This window comes from Dechloromonas denitrificans (assembly GCF_020510685.1).
Lineage (GTDB): Bacteria > Pseudomonadota > Gammaproteobacteria > Burkholderiales > Rhodocyclaceae > Azonexus > Azonexus denitrificans_A.
On the sequence record NZ_CP075185.1, the window covers coordinates 2,688,778 to 2,707,050 of the forward strand.

The window sequence follows — 18,273 nt, forward strand, 5'->3', positions numbered from 1 at the left end:
TCATCCCCTTTTAGCGCTTGATTCCCGGCGTTTCCATGACGGTGCCGGTTGCAGTTTTTTGCAGGAAGGTTTCCAGCGCGATCACCGAATCGGCCAGATAGTTCGGTTCAGGCCAGCGAGCCTGGCGCATACAGTCGATCAGGCGACGCTGCATGGTCCACACCGCGCCTTGCGAAACGCGATACGACGGCCAGGTTTTCATCGCGAACCCGGCGCCTTCCTTGGTCGTCAGATTGCCGAGATCCTGCAGGCGGATGCGCTTGCCTTCCTGACCATGGCAGATCGAGCAGGAAAAATCCTGCGGCCCGGAACGACGGTAGAAGATGTACTCGCCCATCTTGGCCATCTTGGCCTCTTCCGGATGCGTCGCCGGCACATTGATCGGCTTGCCGTTCGACTTGGCGCCGATGAAGGTGATCAGGGCCTCGATGTCGGACTCCTTGCCCGGCTTCGAATACCACTGTTTGGTGACTTCTTCCGGCTTGAAGCCTTGCAGGGTCACCATGCAATGCACCAGGCGGGATTCGGCATCCATCACCTTATTGGTGTCCTTGAAGTACTTCGGCAACTGGGCATAGGCGCCGTCCAGCTTGCCCGGGCCGAGGCCCATGTCGCACTGTTCCAGTGAGGCGTTCTTCGGGCCGCGTTTCTCGGTCCACAGGCCTTCGCCCTTGACTTCGAAGAGGTCGGCCGGATTGCCGTCAGCCAGTGCCTCACGGTACTTGGCCAGTTCATCGGCGACCTTGCTGTCCTGCGCTGCGGCGCTGCCGATAAGGGCGGTAGCGACCGCGGCACCGAGCAGCGTTCTGACAAATCGTTGGATCATTTTCATATCTCCAGGGGACCACGTTCAGGCGGCGGCGGACTGCGCCGCCTTACCACCGAATATCATGTCTCAGGCTACGACCGCTTCGTCGCTGCGGCTATCGCCCTTGTTGTCCTTCCAGGAGACGACAATCTTGTCGCCCTTGGCACCGCCGGCGAACTTGAATGCCAGGTAGGGGTTCTTCGACACCGAAGGGCCAAACTCGCTGCTCAGCACGACCTTGTCGTTGTGCTTGGCGGTCAATTCGGTAATGAACCAGGCCGGCACGATGGCGCCAGCCGAATCCTTGCGCTGGCCGGTTTCCATTTCGTGACTCATCAGGATTTTTACTTCGGTTACGCCGTCCTTGTTGGCGGCGCGGATTTTCATCGGATTTGCCATGTATATCTCCTAAAAACAGTTGTTAGTTGCTAATGACTAGCGACTGCTTCTCAGCCGCCGCAACCGCCGAGGGTGACCTTGATTTCCTTGGTGGCCATGAAGAACTTGCCATCCGACTTGACCAGCGCATAGACGTTGGACGTCTGGCCCATCTTGACGCGGGTCTGGACGTTGGCCTGAGTGCCTTCGGGCAGCGTGAAGCTGGCGGCCAGCGCATTCGGGTTCTTTTCGATCAGGATGGCGACCATGCTGACGTTGGGCAGCGTCGAGCCGACACCGACCGGCACGACGGCGCCGTTTTCGGCGATATCCGGACCGGTGACCTGGACATCCTTGCTGTCGACCGGGTTCGCGCCCAGAGCCTTCAGCGTATCGGCCATGCTCTTGGCGTCAAAAGCCGCCTTGTTCCAGTCGGCCAGAGCCATGCCCGGCTTGATCAGGCCGGCAGCCGCGAGCACGGTAAGCAGTGCGGCACCGGAGCCGGATTTCAGTACGTTACGACGTTGATTGTTCATGACTTCTCCTCTGTGAAAATGATCTGATTCGATTACTTCGCGCCGGACAGAATCCACTTGACCAGTGTCTTCAAATCCTCATCCGGCAAATGACCGTTCGGCGGCATCGGAATCGAACCCCAGACGCCCTGCCCGCCAGCCTTGACCTTGGCAACCAGCCGCTCTTCGGCATCGGCCTGATCCTTGTAACGGGCCACCACCTCGCTGTAGCCGGGACCGACGATCTTGTTCTTCAGACCGTGGCAGGCCATGCATCCGCTCTTCGTCGCCAGCTCCAGCGTGCCGGCATCGGCCGCCTTCTTGGCGGCTTCCGGGCCAAGCGTCCGGGTGCCGCGCACCGGGCCGAAGTTGCGGTTCTGGTCGGCCAGTTCACCATGCGCGGTACGGGCGTACTCGGGCAGCGTCGAGCCGATCAGCACTTCGCTCTTGCAGTTCTTCATGCAGGCGACGTTCTTGGTATCCGGCTTGCCGCCGTTGCCGATGCCGCCCTTCTTGGCCGCGGCGCCGGGCCACAGGCCGTGGTCGGTGGTCATGCCATTGCGGTTGGGCAACAGCTTCTGGACATCGGCAATATTCTTATCGGACAGCACGAAGTCGGCCGGCACCATCTCGGAGAGATTCAGCAGGTAGGCGAGAATGGCGTAGACCTCGTCCGGCTTCAGCGACTTCGGCGAAGTCCAGGGCATGGCGCGCTGGATGTAGTCGAACACCGTCGAAATGGTCGCCACCTTGGTAAAGGTAGTCCGCTGCGGCAGTTCGCCGGAAGACAGGCCCTTGACCCGGCCGGTCTTCATGTCGTCCTTGCTGGTACCGCCGACCAGCGGCGTGAACACTTCGTTCGATTCGCCGAACGAGCCGTGGCAGGAAGCACATTTCTCCTCGAACAGCTCCTGGCCGCGATCGACCGAACCCGAGCCCTTGGGCAGCCCCTTGAAATCGGGCCGCACGTCGATGTCCCAAGCCTTCACTTCGGCCGGCGTTGCCGGACGGCCGACGCCGCTGTAGTTGTCGAAGGCCAAGCCGGCGGTCGATGCCGCAGCCAGAGCCAGAACAAGGATGGTCTTAGTACCACCAAGGCCAAGGCTGGCACTAGAGAACCTGAACATTGCTGACCTCCCCGCTTTCGATGACTTTCCACGATTGAATCGCGTTGTTGTGATAGATCGACTTGGTGCCTCGGACGGCGCGCAGTTGGCCGTAGCTCGGCTGCACGTAGCCGGTTTCGTCCATCGCCCGCGACTGCAGGATGGCCGGCTTGCCGTCCCACACCCAGTTGGTGTTGAAGCGGGTCAGCGCCTTGTTCTGCACCGGTCCTTCGAGGCGCGCCGTCTGCCAGTTGATGCCGCCGTCGAAGGAAACATCGACCTGCTTGATCCGGCCGCGTCCCGACCAGGCCAGGCCGGAGACGTTATAGAAGCCCCGGTCGAGCAGCGTCTGGCCACCGGACGGGCTGGTAATCACCGACTTGGCTTCCTGAACCGAGCTGTACTGGCGATGCAGGCCGCTCGGCAACAGGTCGATGTAATGCACCGCTTCGTCCTTGGTGGCGTACGGCATGTCGCCGACTTCGATGCGACGCAGCCACTTGACCCAGGAAACCCCTTGTACACCCGGCACGACGAGGCGCAGCGGGTAGCCGTTTTCCGGCCGCAGCATTTCGCCGTTCTGGCCATAGGCAACCAGCACTTCGCCGGACTCGACCATTTCCATCGGAATGGTGCGCGTCATCGACGAACCGTCAGCCCCTTCGGCCAGCACGTAACGGGCTTTCTTGTAATCGACGCCGCAGTCTTCCAGCAGATACTTGAGCGGCACGCCGGTAAATTCGGAACAAGACAGCATGCCGTGCGTGTATTGCACGGTCGGCACGGCGACATTGCCCCATTCCAGGCCGGTGTTGGCACCGCATTCGATGAAGTGAATGCGCGAAGCGGACGGCAGGCGCATCAGTTCGTCGAGCGTATAGACCTTAGGCTTCTTGAGCAGCGAGTCGTCGGAGCCATTGATCATCAGGCGATGCTTCGACGGATCGATGTCGTGCCAGCCCTGGTGATGGCGCTCGAAATGCAGGCCGGACGGCGTGATGATGCCGAACAGGCCCTGCAGCGGACAAAACGATACCGAAGCGCCACCGACCCGGGCCAGACCCGGCGATTCACGGCGCAGCAACTGGCTTTCGTATTGCGAAGGCGTGCCATAGGGCCGCGTTGCCACCGGTTGCCCAAGCGTCGTCGACCAGGTCGGCAACTCGAGGATATTTGCATCGCCTTCGCTGGCCCGTGCCACCATCGGAGCCGCCATGGCTGCACCGGCGACCATGAAGCTCTTGCGCAGAAAATCCCGCCGGCCAGTGGCAACCGCCTTGACCTGCTCTTCCGAGAGAAAATTTTCTGGCGCGGGCCGTAGCCGACCCGGTTTTTTGACGCTATCACTCATAGAGATCAACCCCTCCGTTCATATATCTAGACGATTTCAATTTGTTGCTGCCACGCCCAGCTCATCGCCAAGATCACGGCTTGCCACCGTGACGCTCACGGTCCGGCAGATATCGACAAAATTTGGATCAACCACGCGGTACAAGACCGACGTCCCCTCACGACGGCGCTCGACCACACCCGCCCGATAGAGAATGTTCAGGTGCCGGGAAATGTTGGCCTGCGTCAAACCGATGCGCTCCACGACCTCATGCACCGGACGCTCCTCGGCGCAAAGGCAGGAAAGGATGCGCAGGCGCGTCGGATCGGCCAGCAAGCTGAAATACTGGGCAACCTGCTCGAATACGTGAATGGTCTCGTCCATGCTGTTTCTTGATTTGGATCAGGAAACAATTTATAAGCCAACGTCTATATAGTCAACTACTTATATTGTTGCGGCGCAGCATGCATTTTTCCAAAAAGGCCTATAACCTTCAGCCTGCGCTGTTACGCCACTTGGCTATATGACGTATAAAAAACAAACCAGAGGAGATGTCTCGATGAAACTGATACACACTGTTGCAGCTTTGGGCCTGCTCGCCGCTGTCAGCGCCTCGCAGGCTGCTGACCCCAATCTGGGTCGCAATCTGGCTGCCACCTGCGCCAATTGTCATGGCACCAACGGCCATGCGCTCAAGGGCGCCGGCCTCGACCCGCTGGCCGGCATGGAAAAAGCCAAGACCCTGCAAAAGCTGGCGGAGTTCAAGAGCGGCGACAAACCCGCCTCGATCATGCACCAGATATCCAAGGGCTATACCGACGAACAGCTCGATCTGATCGCCACCTATTTCGCCGCGCAAAAGTAAGGGGACCCCAACATGATGCTGATGAAACGACGTGATTTCCTGAAGGCCGGTGCCACTGCCGGTGCGCTGGCTTCGCTCTACGGCTGCGCCGGCGGCAACAAGGCCAGCGGCCATGTGGTGGTTGTGGGCGGCGGCTACGGTGGCGCGACGGTGGCCAAATACCTGCGGATGTGGAGTGAAGGCGGCGTCCAGGTAACGCTGATCGAACGCAACCCGACGTTCATTTCCTGCCCGATTTCCAATCTGGTCATTGGCGGCACCAAGACCATGGCCGACATTACCGTCAGCTATGACAATTTGAAGAGCAAATGGGGCATCCGCGTCATCCAGGACGATGTGCTTGCAATCGATAGCACAAAACGCACCGTTACCCTGAAGGCTGGCGGCAGCATGAGCTACGACCGATTGGTCCTCTCGCCCGGCGTCGATTTCATGTTCGACCAGATTCCCGGCCTGAACAATGCCGATGCCCAGGGCAAAATCCTGCATGCCTGGAAAGCCGGCGCGCAGACCGTCGCCCTGCGCCAGCAACTGGAGAGCATGAAGGACGGCGGCACCTACGCCATCTCCATACCCAAGGCCCCGTACCGCTGCCCGCCCGGACCTTACGAACGGGCCTGCCTGGTCGCCGACTACTTCAAGCAGAACAAGCCGAAATCGAAGGTCGTCATTCTCGACGCCAACGAAGACGTGACCTCCAAGAAAGGCTTGTTCACCAAGGCCTGGAGCGACCTCTACAAGGGCATCATCGAGTACCGCAACAACAGCGAGGTCAAGGATGTCGAGGTCGGCAGCAATACCGCCGTGCTGGAGTTCGACAAGTTCAAGGCCGACGTGCTGAACATCATTCCGCCGCACCGCGCCGGTGACATCGCCGCCAAGTCTGGCTTGAAATTGATCAACAACCGTTGGGTCGATATCAACTGGCTGAGCATGGAGTCGACCAACACGCCGGGCGTTCACGTTCTCGGCGATGCCGTTTTCCCGGCCCCGACCATGCCGAAATCGGGTCACATGGCGAACCAGCACGGCAAGCTCGCCGCCGCGGCAATCCTCAACCTGCTCGCCGGCCAGGAACCGAACCCGGCACCGGTGGTGATGAACACCTGCTACAGCTTCGTCGATGCCAAGAACGTCATCCACGTTTCGTCCGTCCATCAGTACGATGCGGCGACCAAGCTGGTGCAACCGGTGAAAGGCGCCGGCGGCGTGTCGGCGGCACGGAACGAACTGGAAGGCAAAGTTGCCCTCGGCTGGGCGAAGAACATCTGGGCCGACATGCTGGCCTGAGTTTTCCCTGCCCCAACAACAAAGGCCGCGCAATGCGGCCTTTCTTTATGTCGATCCAGCAATCAATCGAGCGTTGCGATGTACTCGGCCACCGCATGCCGCTCCAGCTCGGAAAGCTTGGAAGCGACGGTGTGCATGACCGCATTGTCGTTGGTCCGCTCGCGGCTGTTGAATTGCTTGAGCTGGTCTTCGGTATACCGCGGATGCTGCCCGGCCAGTCGCGGCAACTGGGGCGTCCCCAGACCTTTCGCCCCGTGACAGCTGGCACAGGCCGGCAAACCGGAGAACTGGTTACCGCGATTGAAGACATATTTGCCGACGGCCAGCAGCTCAGCATCCTTGGCCGGACGCGCACTGGCCTTCTTGGCCTCGAAGAACGCGCCGAGCGCCTTCATTTCGGCCGGCGTCAAATCTTCAGCCTGCGGCTTCATGGTGTCGCTCTTGCGCTTGCCGGACTTGAATTCGCCAAGTTGTTTGGCAATGTATTCGGAGTGCTGGCCAGCCAGCCGCGGGAAAACGGGACTCGCCGATTCGCCTTCCAAGCCGTGACAGAGGAAGCAGCGACCGCCAACGATCTCTTCGGCCCTGGCCAGATCGGCGCGCTGATCGGCCAGCACCGGCCAGGCCAAAAATGCGGCCAGCGCCCCTACGCCCCAAAAAAACCCTTGTTTTGTCCCCACGTGTGCTCCCCTTCCAGCCATAAAATATTGGTACATTATTAAATGTTAATTCGCTTACGCTGAGCTTTCAATCCGGCAAAGAATCGCCGCGGCGGCTAGTGAGCGAGCGAATAAACGTAGACCCAATTCATGCGTGGCGTAAACATTGCCACACAAATTCAGGAGATGCCGATGAACCGACGCCGCTTTCTTCAGAGTTCCGCGGCCTTGTCGCTGCTGACTGCCGCTGACTTCGCGCCCTGGCAAGCAATAAGCGCCTTTGCCAGAGAGCTGGATGATTTTGTGCGCGGGCCGGCAGTCAAGGATCACCCGCTGCGCCAAGTGTCCAAACATGTCTGGATGATCTTTTCGCCGGACGGTTTCCCGACCCCCGAAAACCAAGGAATGATGTGCAACATTACCTTCATCGATACCGCCAAGGGGCTGGTCGTCGTTGACTCCGGCGCTTCGGTGCAAATTGGCGAAATGGCTATCCGGCAGATCAGGAAGGCTTTCAACAAGCCGGTCATCGCCATCATCAACACGCATTACCACGGCGACCACTGGCTGGGTAACCATGCCTATGTCGACGCGTACGGCGACGGCCTGCCGCTTTACGCACACCCCGGCACGATCCAGGCGATTCAGGGCGTCCAGGGCAACATGTGGCGAACGTTGATGGAGCAATGGACCAATCAGGCAACCATCGGCACACGTGTGGTACCGCCCCGGTTACCGCTGAAAAATGGTGACGAACTGAAATTCGGCGACGTCACCTTGCGGATGCACCATTTCGGCGTCGTGCATACGCCCTACGACCTGTGCGTCGAGGTGCTGGAAGACGGCGTAACGCTGATTGGCGATGTCGCCATGGACCACCGCATTGCCAACATGGACGACGGCTCCTATCTCGGCACCTTCAAAGCCTACGATAGCCTGGAAAAAATGGGCAGCCGGATCTGGTTGCCGGGACACGGCGAACCGGGCGCCGGGGTGCTTAAATGGAACCGTCGATTGTTCGAAGGGATCTACCAACCCTGCGAGCAAGCCATCAAGGACGGCCTGGCACTTGAGGAAACCAAGGCACTGGTTCTCAAGGACCCACGCGTGTCCAGCCAGGCACGCGACACCAAAGGTTTCGAGACCAACATCGGCAAGTATGTCAGTCTCGCCTATCTGGAAGCCGAGGCGGCCGGTTTCTAAGAGCCGCCCCCCCACCCATCATTCGATTCAAGGAGACGCCATGCGCCTGCTCACCGCCACTTTCCTCGCCCTGACCCCATTTGTCGCCCAGGCTGAAGAACCCTGGGGCAAGGTTGACCTGCAAGCGGCCAAATCGCTGCACGACAAAGCCTGCACAAGTTGCCACACGCGAATGTATGGCGGCGATGGCAGCAAGATGTACACGCGCGACGGTCGGATGCTCTCCAACAAGCTGGAGCTGCAGCAGCGCGTCGCCTCATGCAACGCGACGGTCAGTGCCGGATGGTTTCCCGAAGAGGAAAACAATGTGGCAGCCTGGCTGAACCAGCAGTACTACCACTTCGAAAACTGAGATGGCCGTAAGCCGAAGTACGGTGCGCAACACCCTCGCCCGCCTACTGTTGCTGAGCGGACTGGCACTCTCCCTGACAGCCGGTGCACTGGATACCAGCCTGCCGGCGGCCATCGACCTGCGCGCCGAAAGCGAACAAGCCGGGCGCCAAAATGGCCCGCTGATCATCCTGTTCAGCCGTCGGGACTGCAAATACTGCGAAACGGTCAGGCGCGACTACCTGCAGCCGCTAACCGCCTCCGCAGGCTATCGGAATCGTGTCGTCGTGCGGCAAATCAACCAGGACAGCGACGCCGTGCTCATCGATTTTCGTGGCGAAACGACGACCCACGCACGCTTCGCCAGCAGCGAAAAAATCAAACTGGTGCCCGTCGTCGCCTTTTACGGCCGCAATGGCAAGCAACTGACAGACCCCATCATCGGCACCCGCCTACCGGATTTCTATCAAGGCTATCTCGATGACGCCATCGAGAAATCGGCATCTGCCCTGAGAGGCCGGTGAAAAGCAAGGGGATAGGACCGAGGAGAGCGGCTGGCTGAAAACGCTTCCCAATTCCGCCCCCAGAAAAGCAAAAAGGCCAATCAGAGATTGGCCTAAATGCTTTTCTTTTGGTGCGCCCGGAGCGATTCGAACGCCCGACCCCTTGGTTCGTAGCCAAGTACTCTATCCAGCTGAGCTACGGGCGCACTGCAAGAGCGCCGCATTATACGGATAATCTTGGAAAAGACCAGCGTTTAGTGCTTTATCTAGCAATCGGATCGTCAAAACTTGGAAATTCCAAGCGAAGGAATAATCCTCTAACGTTATGCATTGAAATAGCGCCTAGCCCCTTTAGCATGCGACTTTTGAGGCCGAAGAGGCTGGCGCCGTGGGTATGCGGGGCGGCGTCCTGACCGGCGAAGAAGGCCGGGGCGTCGGCGCTGCCTTGCCCGTTGTAGACGCTGCCGACGATGACCGGGCGGTCGATGTTGCCGTTCTGGAAGGCAACGACGACTTCTTGTCCGGGGCGCGGCGTCAGGTGGCTGCCCCAGTTGCTGCCGGCGACCGGGGCCATGACGCGTAGCCAGACGCCGAGAGTATCGCTGGCCGGGGCGTTGTCGGCACCGGTCGGGCACTGGGCGAGCCAGGCGCTGGCAGCCGGCCGCCAGGCGATCCGGGCGCGGATGGCGGTGAGTTCGCAGCGGTAGAGATCGGGGGGTTGCTGTTTTCCGGACGGCCGACCGCTGGCGAGGCCGGGTTTTGCGGCGCGGCATCGGCCAGTATTTCGGCCAGGTTGTTGCGTGCGCGGTGGACGACCGAAGTGATCAGGAACTTGCGCTCTTCCGGCGCATCGAGTTCGTGCTCGGGATGTTCGGCGAGCGAGAAGGTGGTGCCGGGCGCGGCCGTACGCAGGGTGCCTTCGGCACGGTATTGCTAGAGGCGCGCATCGAGCCAGGGTTCGATGACCAAGCAGTAGCTGGCAAAATCACCTCTATTTTTCCCTCCCGCGAGTATAAACTTCTTCTTCCCCGTCTTCGTTTATAAGGCGCAGCCGCGATTTCCCAATATCCTTAATTGTATATTCAATATTGACAGTGCCATCTGCCCCCGAAATATTCAACGAACACCCTTGAATTTTCCAGTCACCAAAAACCTCTGGCCGATTATGCCGCCATGAACCAAAGCTATTAGATCCATTAATATTTTTTAGCAGAAACTCCTCAAAGAAACTATTTTTCAACCCCATCCAATGCCCAACGATATTATCCGCATACCCGGCACAAGAGCTACGATTTTGCAGTTGATCTATACGCTTTTCGTACACCTCTTGCAAACATTGCACAGTAGGGCATTTGTTTCTAACATTGGTTAGCCATTCGTTTTGCTCAATACGAACATCCGGAATTGAACGACGCAATTCCGCAAACGCTTTACTAAGACTCGAATCAAGCTCCGATAACAAATTATCAGAGCAAATCATCACTTCCGTTTTTGTGCGGGCTTTCGAACAATCAAATCCAGCCGCATATCCGAGCGTGCTAAGACCAAAAATTATCGAAGCCGCAATTGATTTCCATGGCATTTTCTATTCACCATATTCTTTAAAGTATTTTTTTAAGTTGTTAGCATATTCCGGATTTAATTTTCGCCACCCTGTTCCATTATGACCCTCGGCAATCTTTTCGAAATTTTCTTCTTTTAGCCCCGTTAGCAGAACATCATTAGACTTTGCAAATTTCAGAAATGCTTTGATATGCGCAGGGTCCCCAGATGACATGGCTTTAACGAATTGAAAAACGTCAGCATATCCTGCTGCTTTATAATTCACTCCGAGAATCTGAAATTTCCCCCATGAACAAGACTGCAGGGCTGCAGCCTTATCAAGCTGATAGGCCTTGGTGAGACGCTTATAGTTTTCATAAGTAGAGCGCCCATATATATCATCCCAAACAGGAGCCTTTTTCGTCTCTCTATCAAGAACCTCGATAGCAGTAACCACCTTACCTTTCTTGTCTTTAACAGGTTTCCCATCCGAGTCATTAACAATTTTTTTCTCTTTTATAATTCTATGGTAGCCAGGGCCGCATATGTCGTAATATTTTTCCTCATATGGGCTTGGTGATTTTTTGTTAGGCTTTGTAAGACGTCTAAACCAGTGTCGCTCATAGAGAATTGTTGGAACTATCTTCTTTCCAATCTTACCGAACGAAGAATGGGCTGACTCCTGTTTGGCAATTGCATAGATCAGTCCTGGTTTGCAACCCAAATATTTTGCGGCATCCTCAATATCAACTTTTGTTATTTCACCACCAACATATTCCCCCAGAAAACTTAAATCAGGAATATCCCCCTCAACAACGGTGACTGGTTTTCCATCTGGTGTTTTCGTGGTTTTTGTTTTATTTCCGAGATCCTCTTTGCCAGTCGTCGGCGGTTGTTTTTTGGCTGGATCGTGTGCAGGCTCGACCTTCTCCTTTGCATTGGGTCGCTCTCCAGGTTTAACCTCCGGATGTTTTTCAGTTGAAGCCTCAACCATTATCCGCTGGCTAATTAGGGTAACGAGCTTATTTCCGTAACCGGAAACAACCTCTCCAACTTCCTTTACCGTTCCATCTAGACGTTTCACTAACACTTTTACTTCGTCTTGGGCTGTTTCTGTAAATGTTTTAGTGCCCAGCCCATTTACCCCCGTCACGCCACGAATTACTTTGCCTGCATACTCCAACATGTACTCAAGGCCTTCTATCGGGTCGCGATTTCGATCGAGAAACAAGGGCTGAACACCCAGAACAACCTCTTTTTTTAAAGCCAGATGCTGCCCAATAGACAATTTGTTCGGATTTGCAATTTCGTTAAGTTTCATAAGCTCCTGAACGGTTGTTCCGTGGGATTTTGCTATTTTGCTTAGGGTATCCCCATTGGCAACAGTGTAATAACTACTCATGATTCTCCCTCCCTGTTACCAAGTTCGTGCTCTTCGATTCTTTCCTCTATTACCCAATCACCCTGCCCAAGAAACACCACCAAATCCTTAGCACCATCGGTAAATATTCTGGATGTCATACCATTGCTGTTCGTTGTCCCGCTGGTAACAAACGTCCCATTCTTGTCGAACACTTGATAAGCGATTTCTTCTGAAGAAAATCCAGTAATTTCATTGCCAACGAGATGTGACAGATCAATCTGCTGGCTGTAATAACTTGTTTGATTTGGCGTTATCTGAAGCTCACTTTTTGGAAAACTTGGCGTCGTAACGGTACTCGATGCAGGCCCGGTCAAATTCTTCTGACTCCCCTTGAACTCCACCTTGCCCGGCGCATGCACGCTGATATCGCCACCCTCGATCTTCAGGTAAGCGCCCTGCGCCGTGGCGATGATTTTCTGTTTGGCGCTGGCGGTCAGGCTGGCGGTCGTGCTGGCGATGGTCACTTTCTTGTCGGCGGCTGCCGTGGTCTTGCCACTCTGGCTTTGCAGGCTGACCTGGCCGCTGGCGGCGTGCAGGTGGATGCCGGTTTCGCTGTTCGGTTTGCTGCTGTTGGCTTTGCCGACGGTGAATAGCGCGATGCCGTCTTTGGTTGCCAGGCTGTGGTTGCCTTGGGCGATCAGGTTGGTGTCCTGGTTGCTGGCGATGCTGAGGCTCTTGCCGGCGACCAGCAGGTGGTTTTTCGGAGTGAGCTGGGCGATGCCGCCGGGGGCGGCGTATTGGATGCGCGGTTCGCTCCAGGCGGGAACGCTGCCGGTGCCGCCTTGCGTAGCTTTGATGTCGCTGCCGCTGGCCGCTTGGGCGCCGTGGGTGGTGGTGGCGCGCATGACTTCGCCGGCGTGTTTCAGGGCGTCTACCGCCGGCAGTTGGTCGGCGGCCGGGTCGCCTTTGAGGGCGGCGTTCTGCTTGGCGGCGACATCGGCCAGGCTGTGGCTGAGGCTTTGGGCGGTTTCGCTCTGGCTGATCGGTTCGCGGCTGTCGAGCTGCGTGCTGCAGGCGCCGGGTCGGGCGTCGGTGCTGAGCAGCAGGCCGTTGCCGGCACGGATGGCGGTGGCGGCTTGGGTGGCGAGTTCGCCGCCATGGCCGCGGTCGGCTTGCCGGGCGTTGTCACTTTGTTGTTTGAGGTGGCCGAGTTGGAGATGGCTGAGGTGTTCGGTGGTGCCCAGTTCGATGCGCGATTCGCCGGGGGTGTCGTCGAAGACGAGTTGGTTGTAGCCGCCCTGCCCGCTTTGGCTGCTGGTCAGTTGTTGGCTTTTGAGGCCGGAGAGACTGGCGTTGTGGGTGTGTGGTGCGGCGTCCTGACCGGCGAAGAAGGCCGGGGCGTTGGCGCTGGCTTGCATGGTGCCGCTGCCGATCTGATTGCCTTGGGCGTCGGCGCTGCCTTGACCGTTGTAGACGCTGCCGACGATGACCGGGCGGTCGATGTTGCCGTTCTGGAAGGCGACAACGACTTCTTGTCCGGGGCGCGGCGTCAGGTGGCCGCCCCAGTTGCTGCCGGCGACCGGGGCCATGACGCGTAGCCAGACGCCGAGGGTATCGCTGGCCGGGGCGTTGTCGGCGCCGGTCGGGTGTGCCTGGCGGGCGGCGGATTGGCCGCCGCGTTGCCAGGGGAACTGGACGCGGACCCGCCCGTCGCGGTCGGTGTGGGTAGGCTGACCGGCGCCGACGACGATGGCGGTGAGCGTGCCGTTGCCGGTGGGGCGGCCGCTGATGTGTCGTCCTTCAGGCCGCCAGGCGATGCTTGTGCGGATGGCGCTGAGCCGGTTGCGGTAGAAGTCGGTGGGCTGGGCGAAAGGAATTTCGTTGTCGTCGGCTACCGGGCCGAGGCTGTCGATCAGTTCGGGAATGCTTTCACCAAGATTATTTCGGGCCCGGTGGCTGATCGCGGTGATCAGGAATTGGCGCTGCTCCGGGGCGTCGAGATCGTGTTCGGGGTGTTCGGCCAGACTGAAGGTGGTGCCCGGGGCGCCGGTACGGACGGTGCCTTCGCCCTGGTATTGCTTGAGGCGGGCGTCGATGGCTTGACGCTGGTTGCCTTGCATGCGTTCGCCATGGGCGCTGTTCTGCCAGGCATACTGGCCGGGGTCGTGCCAAGCGACGGTGCGTGGGACGGTACCGTTGGCGATCGCGCTGCCGGCACTTTGCGGACGGGGCGACAGGCTGCGGTAGTCCCAGCTGCTGGCGTTGATTTCCGCAGTGTCGATCTGGCGCAGGCCGTGCCAGCGGTCGAGGCTGTCTTCGCTGAGCGTGGCACCGGCCTGGGTGTAGCGGATGCGCGGCTGCGCGTTGTCCTTGAAGGCACCATTGTGATCGGCGATGACCAGGCGATGCTGGCCGAGGCTTTCGCCGCTGCCGCTTTCGTGTTCGAACCAGCAGAACAGGCCTTCTTCGGCGAGCAGGCGTTTCAGGAAGGCAAGGTCGGTTTCCTGGTATTGCACGGTCATGCCGCGCTTCGGGTAGGCCGCGACGTCGGCCAGGTCCCAGCGCCAGTCGGGGGACAGCTTGCCTTGGGATTTCCAGTCGCCGAGCAGTTCGTCGACGATTTCGATGAGGCTTTTGTCCTGGAAAAGATAGTGGTCGCGGTTATGCCCGAGGAAGCTGAGCCAGGGTTCGATGATCAGCCGGTAGCGGGCAAAGCCGCCGTTGGCCCCGAGCCTGGCGACATCGGTGATGTGACCATGGAAGGGGCGAAGCGTCGTGCGCGACTGGCTCGTTTGCAGGTCGAGCCGCGCCGGCTGGCCGAGCAAGGCGGTCAGCGATTGCTCGGCATTGGCGGCAAGGACGGTGAGTTCGATGCGAAAACCGGCGTGTTCGGCAACCGGGCCAAGCGCCTCGTCAATGCGAGCCGTTTCGGCGAGCAAGGCATCCGGCCCGGCCGGCGTCGTCAGGGTCAGCAGACGGGCATTCTGGCCCCAGCCGGCGCCGGAAATCAGGTCAAGGATGTTGTTCATGGTCAGGCAATCAACGAGTAAGTTTGGCGAAAGAGCCGATTCAATCAAGAGGCACGGGTCGGCGGCATTTGGCCGCCTGGCTGCCCAGATTTACGCCGAACGCATAATGATATCGGAATTAGCGAAGGCGATCGTCGCTTTCAGATCAGGAGACTTCCCAGAAATGAGCTTCGAGCGGATGCAGGCCTTCGGCAGCGATACACACGGCAGCGGCATTGCGGCCATCGAGCAGCGCCATCGAACCGCCGGCCGGGCCGCTACCCTGGATGAAGGCGACAATGCCGCGGCGGCCAAAAAGCTGATAGGCAACATCGGCCATGCCCTTGGCGAGCGACAGTATCTCCGGCTTGGTATGGCGTTCGGCTAACCAGGCGGCCAGGCGGTTGGCGCCGTTCTGCACCTTACGGCCGGCAAGCGGCCCGGCCTCGATCTTCAGCGGGCCGCTCAACGGAACACTGGCCGAGAGCAGCGCAAGGCTGGTCAATACGGCGCCGTTACGCGTGTAGCCGGGGATGCCGGCCTTGTCCGACCAGCCGAGCGTGGCGAACAGTTCCGCCGGGTTCAGCGCGGCATAGCGGCGATAGGCGCCGGCCAGAGTGGCGTAGTTCAGATTGAGCATGCGATTACCTCCAGAAAAGGTACAGCCTGTTACTTGATGGCGTACTTGAATTCACCGTTCTTGCCGGCCCCGACCTTGATCCGTTCGACCGCCGCACCTTCCGCCATGCGCCCGAGCACGACTTCGGCGATCTCCGGCAACAGCGTGCCGTTGAGGATGTGATCGACATTGCGGGCGCCGGAATCGACTTCGGTACAGCGGGCGAGCACAGCGTCGACCAGCTTGTCGTCCCAGATGAATTCGGCCTTGTGGTTGGCGGCGATGCGGTCGCGGATGCGGCCGAGTTTGAGCTGGATGATGCTAACCAGCACGTCATCGGAGATCGGGTAATAAGGCACCACCTTCATCCGCCCGAGAAAAGCCGGCTTGAAAGACTTGAAGAGCACCGGGCGGAGGGCGTCGGCCAGGGCATCGGCGGCCGGCAATTCGGCAGCCGGCTTGTTCAGGCAGGACTGCATGATCTGGGTCGAGCCGACATTACTGGTCAGGATGATCAGCGTGTTGCGAAAATCGATCTCGCGACCTTCGGCGTCGTCGAGCACGCCCTTGTCGAAAACCTGGAAGAACAGTTCGAGGACGTCCGGGTGCGCCTTCTCGACCTCGTCGAGGAGCACGACGCTATACGGATTGCGCCGCACCGCTTCGGTCAGTACGCCGCCCTCGCCGTAGCCGACGTAGCCCGGCGGCGAGCCCTTGAGGCCGGAGACGGTGTGCGCTTCCTGGTATTCGCTCATGTTGATGGTCACCAGCTTGCGCTCGCCGCCATACAGGATGTCGGCCAGCGCCAGCGCCGTTTCGGTCTTGCCGACGCCGGAGGGGCCGACGAACATGAAGACGCCTTTCGGCTTGTTCGGATCTTCGAGATTGGCGCGCGCCGTACGAACGCGCTGGGCGACCGCCTCCAGCGCATGGTCCTGGCCGATCACCCGTTCCTGCAGCAGCGGTTTCAGATTGAGGACAGTCTTGATCTCGTCCTTGACCATCTTGCCGAGCGGGATGCCGGTCCACGCGGCGATGATTTCGGCCACGACGTGGCCGTCGACCTGTAGCGGCACCATCGGGTTGTCGCCCTGCAGTTCGCGCAGGGCGGCCAATGCCTTGTCGAGCTCGCCATCGCCGCTGGTCGCGGCATCCGTCTTCTTGCGCGCTTTCGGCTTGGCCTTCGGCACGCCCTCTTCACCAGTGCCTTCGGGGTTTTCCAGCACGCCGCGCAGTTCGAGGATGCGACTGACCTGTGCCTTTTCTTCATCGAAACGCGTCCGGTAAATGGCGAGATCGGCTTCGACGGCGGCAATCTGCGCCTTGAGCTCGCCGATTCGCGTATCGTGCCAGGCACCGCTGGCCGCTTCGCGCTCCAGCGCGGCGAGTTCGGCGCGCTCGCGGACGAGACGCTTGTCGGCTTCGTCGATCAGCGCCGGCGTCGCGCTCTGGCCGAGGGCGACCTTGGCGCAGGCCGTGTCGAGCACGCTGATCGCCTTGTCCGGCAGTTGCCGGCCGCTGATGTAGCGGTGCGACAGGCGGACGGCTTCGGTGACGGCTTCGTCGAGAATACGGATGCCGAAATGCTTTTCCATCAGCGGCACCATGCCGCGCAGCATCGCGGCAGCGAGCGGCTCGGTCGGCTCTTCGACCTTGACCACCTGGAAGCGGCGGGCGAGCGCCGCATCCTTCTCGAAATATTTTTTGTACTCGGCCCAGGTGGTGGCCGCCACGGTACGCAGCTCGCCGCGCGCCAACGCCGGCTTCAGCAAATTCGCCGCATCGTTCTGGCCGGACTGGCCGCCGGCGCCGATCATCGTGTGGGCTTCGTCGATGAACAGGATGATCGGCTTCGGGCTTTTCTTGACCTCGTCGATGACGTTTTTCAGCCGGTTCTCGAACTCGCCCTTGACGCTCGCGCCAGCCTGCAACAAGCCCATGTCAAGCGTATGCAGTTCGACACCGATCAGCGGCGGCGGCACATCATCGGCCGCGATGCGCAAGGCCAGGCCTTCGACCACCGCCGTCTTGCCGACGCCGGCCTCGCCAGTCAGGATCGGGTTGTTCTGGCGCCGCCGCATCAGGATGTCGATAACCTGGCGAATTTCACCGTCGCGGCCGATCACCGGGTCCACCTTGCCGTCGCGGGCACGCTGCGTCAGGTTGGTGGTGAACTGATCGAGGGCAGGACTCTTGCCGGCCAGCGGGTCGCTGCCCTCTTCCTCGCCGCCAGGCGCCGCCCCGAGGCCGGCCACTTCGGCAGCTTCGGCCGAGCCGTCGGTGATCTTGTCGAACTGATGCTTGAGTTCTTCGAGCTTGACCTTGGCCAGCAATTTCGAACCACGAAACGCCAGTTGCGCCAGTTCCGGCTCGGTCAGCAGCGCCAGCAGCAGATGGCCGGAACGGATGCGCGGCAGGCGGGCATCGAGCGAGGCGATCAGCCAGGCCTGTTCAAACAGTTTGGGTATGTGCGTTGAGAAAACCGGCGTCCGCGTATTGCCGTTCTTGAAACGGTCGACTTCCTGGTTCAGTTCGCGCTCGACCCCGGTCGGGCTGATCGCACAGCGGCGCAGGATGCTCGTCAGGTCACTGCCCGGCTGTTCCATCAGGGCCAGCAGCAGGTGTTCGAGATCGACCTCGTAATTGCCGCGGGCCATGCACAGGCTGGCGGCGCGTTCGGTTGCCTGACGGCAGGTGCTGTTCAGTTTGCTGATCAGGGTCTTCAGTGAGGTGCTCATCGCGTTGGTCTGTTGC

Annotated in this window: 19 protein-coding genes and 1 tRNA gene; 6 read left to right on the forward strand and 14 right to left on the reverse strand. The window is 59.5% G+C overall.

The genetic code is table 11. From position 1 onward, the window contains the following. Positions 1 to 10 precede the first annotated feature (10 nt). The 6 genes from soxA to KI611_RS12845 form a co-directional block, all read right to left on the reverse strand. Positions 11 to 826 carry a sulfur oxidation c-type cytochrome SoxA gene (soxA, locus tag KI611_RS12820; protein ID WP_226416016.1) on the reverse strand — a complete coding sequence of 272 codons (816 nt, stop codon included), beginning with the start codon at positions 824 to 826 and terminating at the stop codon, positions 11 to 13. A 69-nt stretch (positions 827 to 895) separates the two neighbouring features. Beyond that, the gene (gene soxZ / locus KI611_RS12825) at positions 896 to 1,207 is read right to left on the reverse strand and encodes a thiosulfate oxidation carrier complex protein SoxZ (RefSeq protein WP_226416018.1); all 312 of its coding nucleotides are present in this window, start codon (positions 1,205 to 1,207) and stop codon (positions 896 to 898) included. A 50-nt stretch (positions 1,208 to 1,257) separates the two neighbouring features. Further along, positions 1,258 to 1,722: a thiosulfate oxidation carrier protein SoxY gene (soxY, locus tag KI611_RS12830; RefSeq protein ID WP_226416021.1), complete on the reverse strand. Its 465-nt coding sequence runs from the start codon at positions 1,720 to 1,722 to the stop codon at positions 1,258 to 1,260. A gap of 32 nt (positions 1,723 to 1,754) precedes the next feature. After that, the gene (locus KI611_RS12835; RefSeq protein WP_226416023.1) at positions 1,755 to 2,828 is read right to left on the reverse strand and encodes a c-type cytochrome; all 1,074 of its coding nucleotides are present in this window, start codon (positions 2,826 to 2,828) and stop codon (positions 1,755 to 1,757) included. Next, the gene (gene soxC, locus KI611_RS12840; RefSeq protein ID WP_226416025.1) at positions 2,812 to 4,158 is read right to left on the reverse strand and encodes a sulfite dehydrogenase; all 1,347 of its coding nucleotides are present in this window, start codon (positions 4,156 to 4,158) and stop codon (positions 2,812 to 2,814) included. The genes KI611_RS12835 and soxC overlap by 17 nt, the downstream gene beginning before the upstream one ends. Before the next feature lie 36 nt (positions 4,159 to 4,194). Next, positions 4,195 to 4,521 (reverse strand): ArsR/SmtB family transcription factor, encoded by a 327-nt coding sequence (locus KI611_RS12845; RefSeq protein WP_226416028.1) that lies wholly within the window; start codon positions 4,519 to 4,521, stop codon positions 4,195 to 4,197. A gap of 175 nt (positions 4,522 to 4,696) precedes the next feature. On the opposite strand from KI611_RS12845, the gene KI611_RS12850 reads away from it, so the two are divergent. Together KI611_RS12850 and KI611_RS12855 are read left to right on the forward strand one after the other, a co-directional pair. Beyond that, the gene (locus KI611_RS12850; RefSeq protein WP_226416030.1) at positions 4,697 to 5,002 is read left to right on the forward strand and encodes a c-type cytochrome; all 306 of its coding nucleotides are present in this window, start codon (positions 4,697 to 4,699) and stop codon (positions 5,000 to 5,002) included. A 12-nt stretch (positions 5,003 to 5,014) separates the two neighbouring features. Beyond that, entirely contained in the window at positions 5,015 to 6,292 is a 1,278-nt protein-coding gene (locus KI611_RS12855) for an FCSD flavin-binding domain-containing protein (protein WP_226416032.1), read from the forward strand. Between the two features lie 62 nt (positions 6,293 to 6,354). On the opposite strand, the gene KI611_RS12860 is transcribed toward KI611_RS12855, so the two are convergent. Beyond that, positions 6,355 to 6,972, reverse strand: coding sequence for a c-type cytochrome (locus KI611_RS12860; RefSeq protein ID WP_319002289.1), 618 nt, complete (start codon positions 6,970 to 6,972; stop codon positions 6,355 to 6,357). A gap of 171 nt (positions 6,973 to 7,143) precedes the next feature. Between KI611_RS12860 and KI611_RS12865 the strand changes: the two genes are divergently transcribed. The 3 genes from KI611_RS12865 to KI611_RS12875 are packed head-to-tail and all read left to right on the forward strand — an operon-like array spanning position 7,144 to position 9,008. Continuing rightward, entirely contained in the window at positions 7,144 to 8,154 is a 1,011-nt protein-coding gene (locus tag KI611_RS12865) for an MBL fold metallo-hydrolase (protein WP_226416034.1), read from the forward strand. Positions 8,155 to 8,194: 40 nt separating this feature from the next. Continuing rightward, positions 8,195 to 8,506, forward strand: coding sequence for a cytochrome c (locus KI611_RS12870; RefSeq protein ID WP_226416036.1), 312 nt, complete (start codon positions 8,195 to 8,197; stop codon positions 8,504 to 8,506). Between the two features lies 1 nt (position 8,507). Beyond that, on the forward strand, positions 8,508 to 9,008 hold the full coding sequence (locus KI611_RS12875; protein ID WP_226416038.1) for a SoxW family protein: 501 nt from the start codon (positions 8,508 to 8,510) through the stop codon (positions 9,006 to 9,008). A 108-nt stretch (positions 9,009 to 9,116) separates the two neighbouring features. On the opposite strand, the gene KI611_RS12880 is transcribed toward KI611_RS12875, so the two are convergent. Together KI611_RS12880 and KI611_RS12885 are read right to left on the reverse strand one after the other, a co-directional pair. Continuing rightward, positions 9,117 to 9,193 (reverse strand) — tRNA-Arg (locus KI611_RS12880). Positions 9,194 to 9,249: 56 nt separating this feature from the next. Next, positions 9,250 to 9,561 carry a phage baseplate assembly protein V gene (locus KI611_RS12885; RefSeq protein ID WP_226416041.1) on the reverse strand — a complete coding sequence of 104 codons (312 nt, stop codon included), beginning with the start codon at positions 9,559 to 9,561 and terminating at the stop codon, positions 9,250 to 9,252. On the opposite strand from KI611_RS12885, the gene KI611_RS22105 reads away from it, so the two are divergent. Further along, entirely contained in the window at positions 9,560 to 9,694 is a 135-nt protein-coding gene (locus tag KI611_RS22105) for a hypothetical protein (RefSeq protein ID WP_264179959.1), read from the forward strand. The two genes, KI611_RS12885 and KI611_RS22105, sit on opposite strands and share 2 nt — an antisense overlap. Positions 9,695 to 9,978: 284 nt before the next feature. Here KI611_RS22105 and KI611_RS12890 read toward each other — a convergent pair whose 3' ends face one another. The 5 genes from KI611_RS12890 to tssH all read right to left on the reverse strand — a co-directional run bounded on the left by KI611_RS12890 (position 9,979) and on the right by tssH (position 18,257). Further along, complete coding sequence (locus tag KI611_RS12890) at positions 9,979 to 10,569, reverse strand: lysozyme inhibitor LprI family protein (RefSeq protein ID WP_226416043.1); 591 nt, start codon at positions 10,567 to 10,569, stop codon at positions 9,979 to 9,981. A 3-nt stretch (positions 10,570 to 10,572) separates the two neighbouring features. Next, the gene (locus KI611_RS12895; RefSeq protein WP_226416045.1) at positions 10,573 to 11,931 is read right to left on the reverse strand and encodes an N-acetylmuramidase domain-containing protein; all 1,359 of its coding nucleotides are present in this window, start codon (positions 11,929 to 11,931) and stop codon (positions 10,573 to 10,575) included. Then, on the reverse strand, positions 11,928 to 14,921 hold the full coding sequence (locus KI611_RS12900; protein ID WP_226416048.1) for a type VI secretion system Vgr family protein: 2,994 nt from the start codon (positions 14,919 to 14,921) through the stop codon (positions 11,928 to 11,930). Before KI611_RS12900 ends, KI611_RS12895 begins: the two co-directional genes overlap by 4 nt. 145 nt (positions 14,922 to 15,066) lie before the next feature. Beyond that, a complete protein-coding gene (locus KI611_RS12905) occupies positions 15,067 to 15,540 on the reverse strand; it encodes a type VI secretion system amidase effector protein Tae4 (RefSeq protein ID WP_226416050.1) in 474 nt (157 codons plus the stop codon). A gap of 29 nt (positions 15,541 to 15,569) precedes the next feature. Then, positions 15,570 to 18,257 (reverse strand): type VI secretion system ATPase TssH, encoded by a 2,688-nt coding sequence (tssH, locus tag KI611_RS12910; RefSeq protein WP_226416052.1) that lies wholly within the window; start codon positions 18,255 to 18,257, stop codon positions 15,570 to 15,572. Positions 18,258 to 18,273 lie beyond the last annotated feature (16 nt).

What these genes read in the sequence shown, in the direction of transcription:
- KI611_RS12870 (WP_226416036.1), top strand. Translation starts at nt 8,195, where the DNA reads ATGCGCCTGCTCACCGCCACTTTCCTCGCCCTGACCCCATTTGTCGCC.
- KI611_RS12885 (WP_226416041.1), bottom strand. Translation starts at nt 9,561, where the DNA reads ATGGCCCCGGTCGCCGGCAGCAACTGGGGCAGCCACCTGACGCCGCGC.
- soxA (WP_226416016.1), bottom strand. Translation starts at nt 826, where the DNA reads ATGATCCAACGATTTGTCAGAACGCTGCTCGGTGCCGCGGTCGCTACC.
- KI611_RS12865 (WP_226416034.1), top strand. Translation starts at nt 7,144, where the DNA reads ATGAACCGACGCCGCTTTCTTCAGAGTTCCGCGGCCTTGTCGCTGCTG.
- KI611_RS12850 (WP_226416030.1), top strand. Translation starts at nt 4,697, where the DNA reads ATGAAACTGATACACACTGTTGCAGCTTTGGGCCTGCTCGCCGCTGTC.
- KI611_RS12855 (WP_226416032.1), top strand. Translation starts at nt 5,015, where the DNA reads ATGATGCTGATGAAACGACGTGATTTCCTGAAGGCCGGTGCCACTGCC.
- soxY (WP_226416021.1), bottom strand. Translation starts at nt 1,722, where the DNA reads ATGAACAATCAACGTCGTAACGTACTGAAATCCGGCTCCGGTGCCGCA.
- KI611_RS12845 (WP_226416028.1), bottom strand. Translation starts at nt 4,521, where the DNA reads ATGGACGAGACCATTCACGTATTCGAGCAGGTTGCCCAGTATTTCAGC.
- KI611_RS12895 (WP_226416045.1), bottom strand. Translation starts at nt 11,931, where the DNA reads ATGAGTAGTTATTACACTGTTGCCAATGGGGATACCCTAAGCAAAATA.
- soxC (WP_226416025.1), bottom strand. Translation starts at nt 4,158, where the DNA reads ATGAGTGATAGCGTCAAAAAACCGGGTCGGCTACGGCCCGCGCCAGAA.
- KI611_RS12890 (WP_226416043.1), bottom strand. Translation starts at nt 10,569, where the DNA reads ATGCCATGGAAATCAATTGCGGCTTCGATAATTTTTGGTCTTAGCACG.
- KI611_RS12875 (WP_226416038.1), top strand. Translation starts at nt 8,508, where the DNA reads ATGGCCGTAAGCCGAAGTACGGTGCGCAACACCCTCGCCCGCCTACTG.
- KI611_RS12835 (WP_226416023.1), bottom strand. Translation starts at nt 2,828, where the DNA reads ATGTTCAGGTTCTCTAGTGCCAGCCTTGGCCTTGGTGGTACTAAGACC.
- tssH (WP_226416052.1), bottom strand. Translation starts at nt 18,257, where the DNA reads ATGAGCACCTCACTGAAGACCCTGATCAGCAAACTGAACAGCACCTGC.
- KI611_RS12900 (WP_226416048.1), bottom strand. Translation starts at nt 14,921, where the DNA reads ATGAACAACATCCTTGACCTGATTTCCGGCGCCGGCTGGGGCCAGAAT.
- KI611_RS22105 (WP_264179959.1), top strand. Translation starts at nt 9,560, where the DNA reads ATGACGCGTAGCCAGACGCCGAGAGTATCGCTGGCCGGGGCGTTGTCG.
- soxZ (WP_226416018.1), bottom strand. Translation starts at nt 1,207, where the DNA reads ATGGCAAATCCGATGAAAATCCGCGCCGCCAACAAGGACGGCGTAACC.
- KI611_RS12905 (WP_226416050.1), bottom strand. Translation starts at nt 15,540, where the DNA reads ATGCTCAATCTGAACTACGCCACTCTGGCCGGCGCCTATCGCCGCTAT.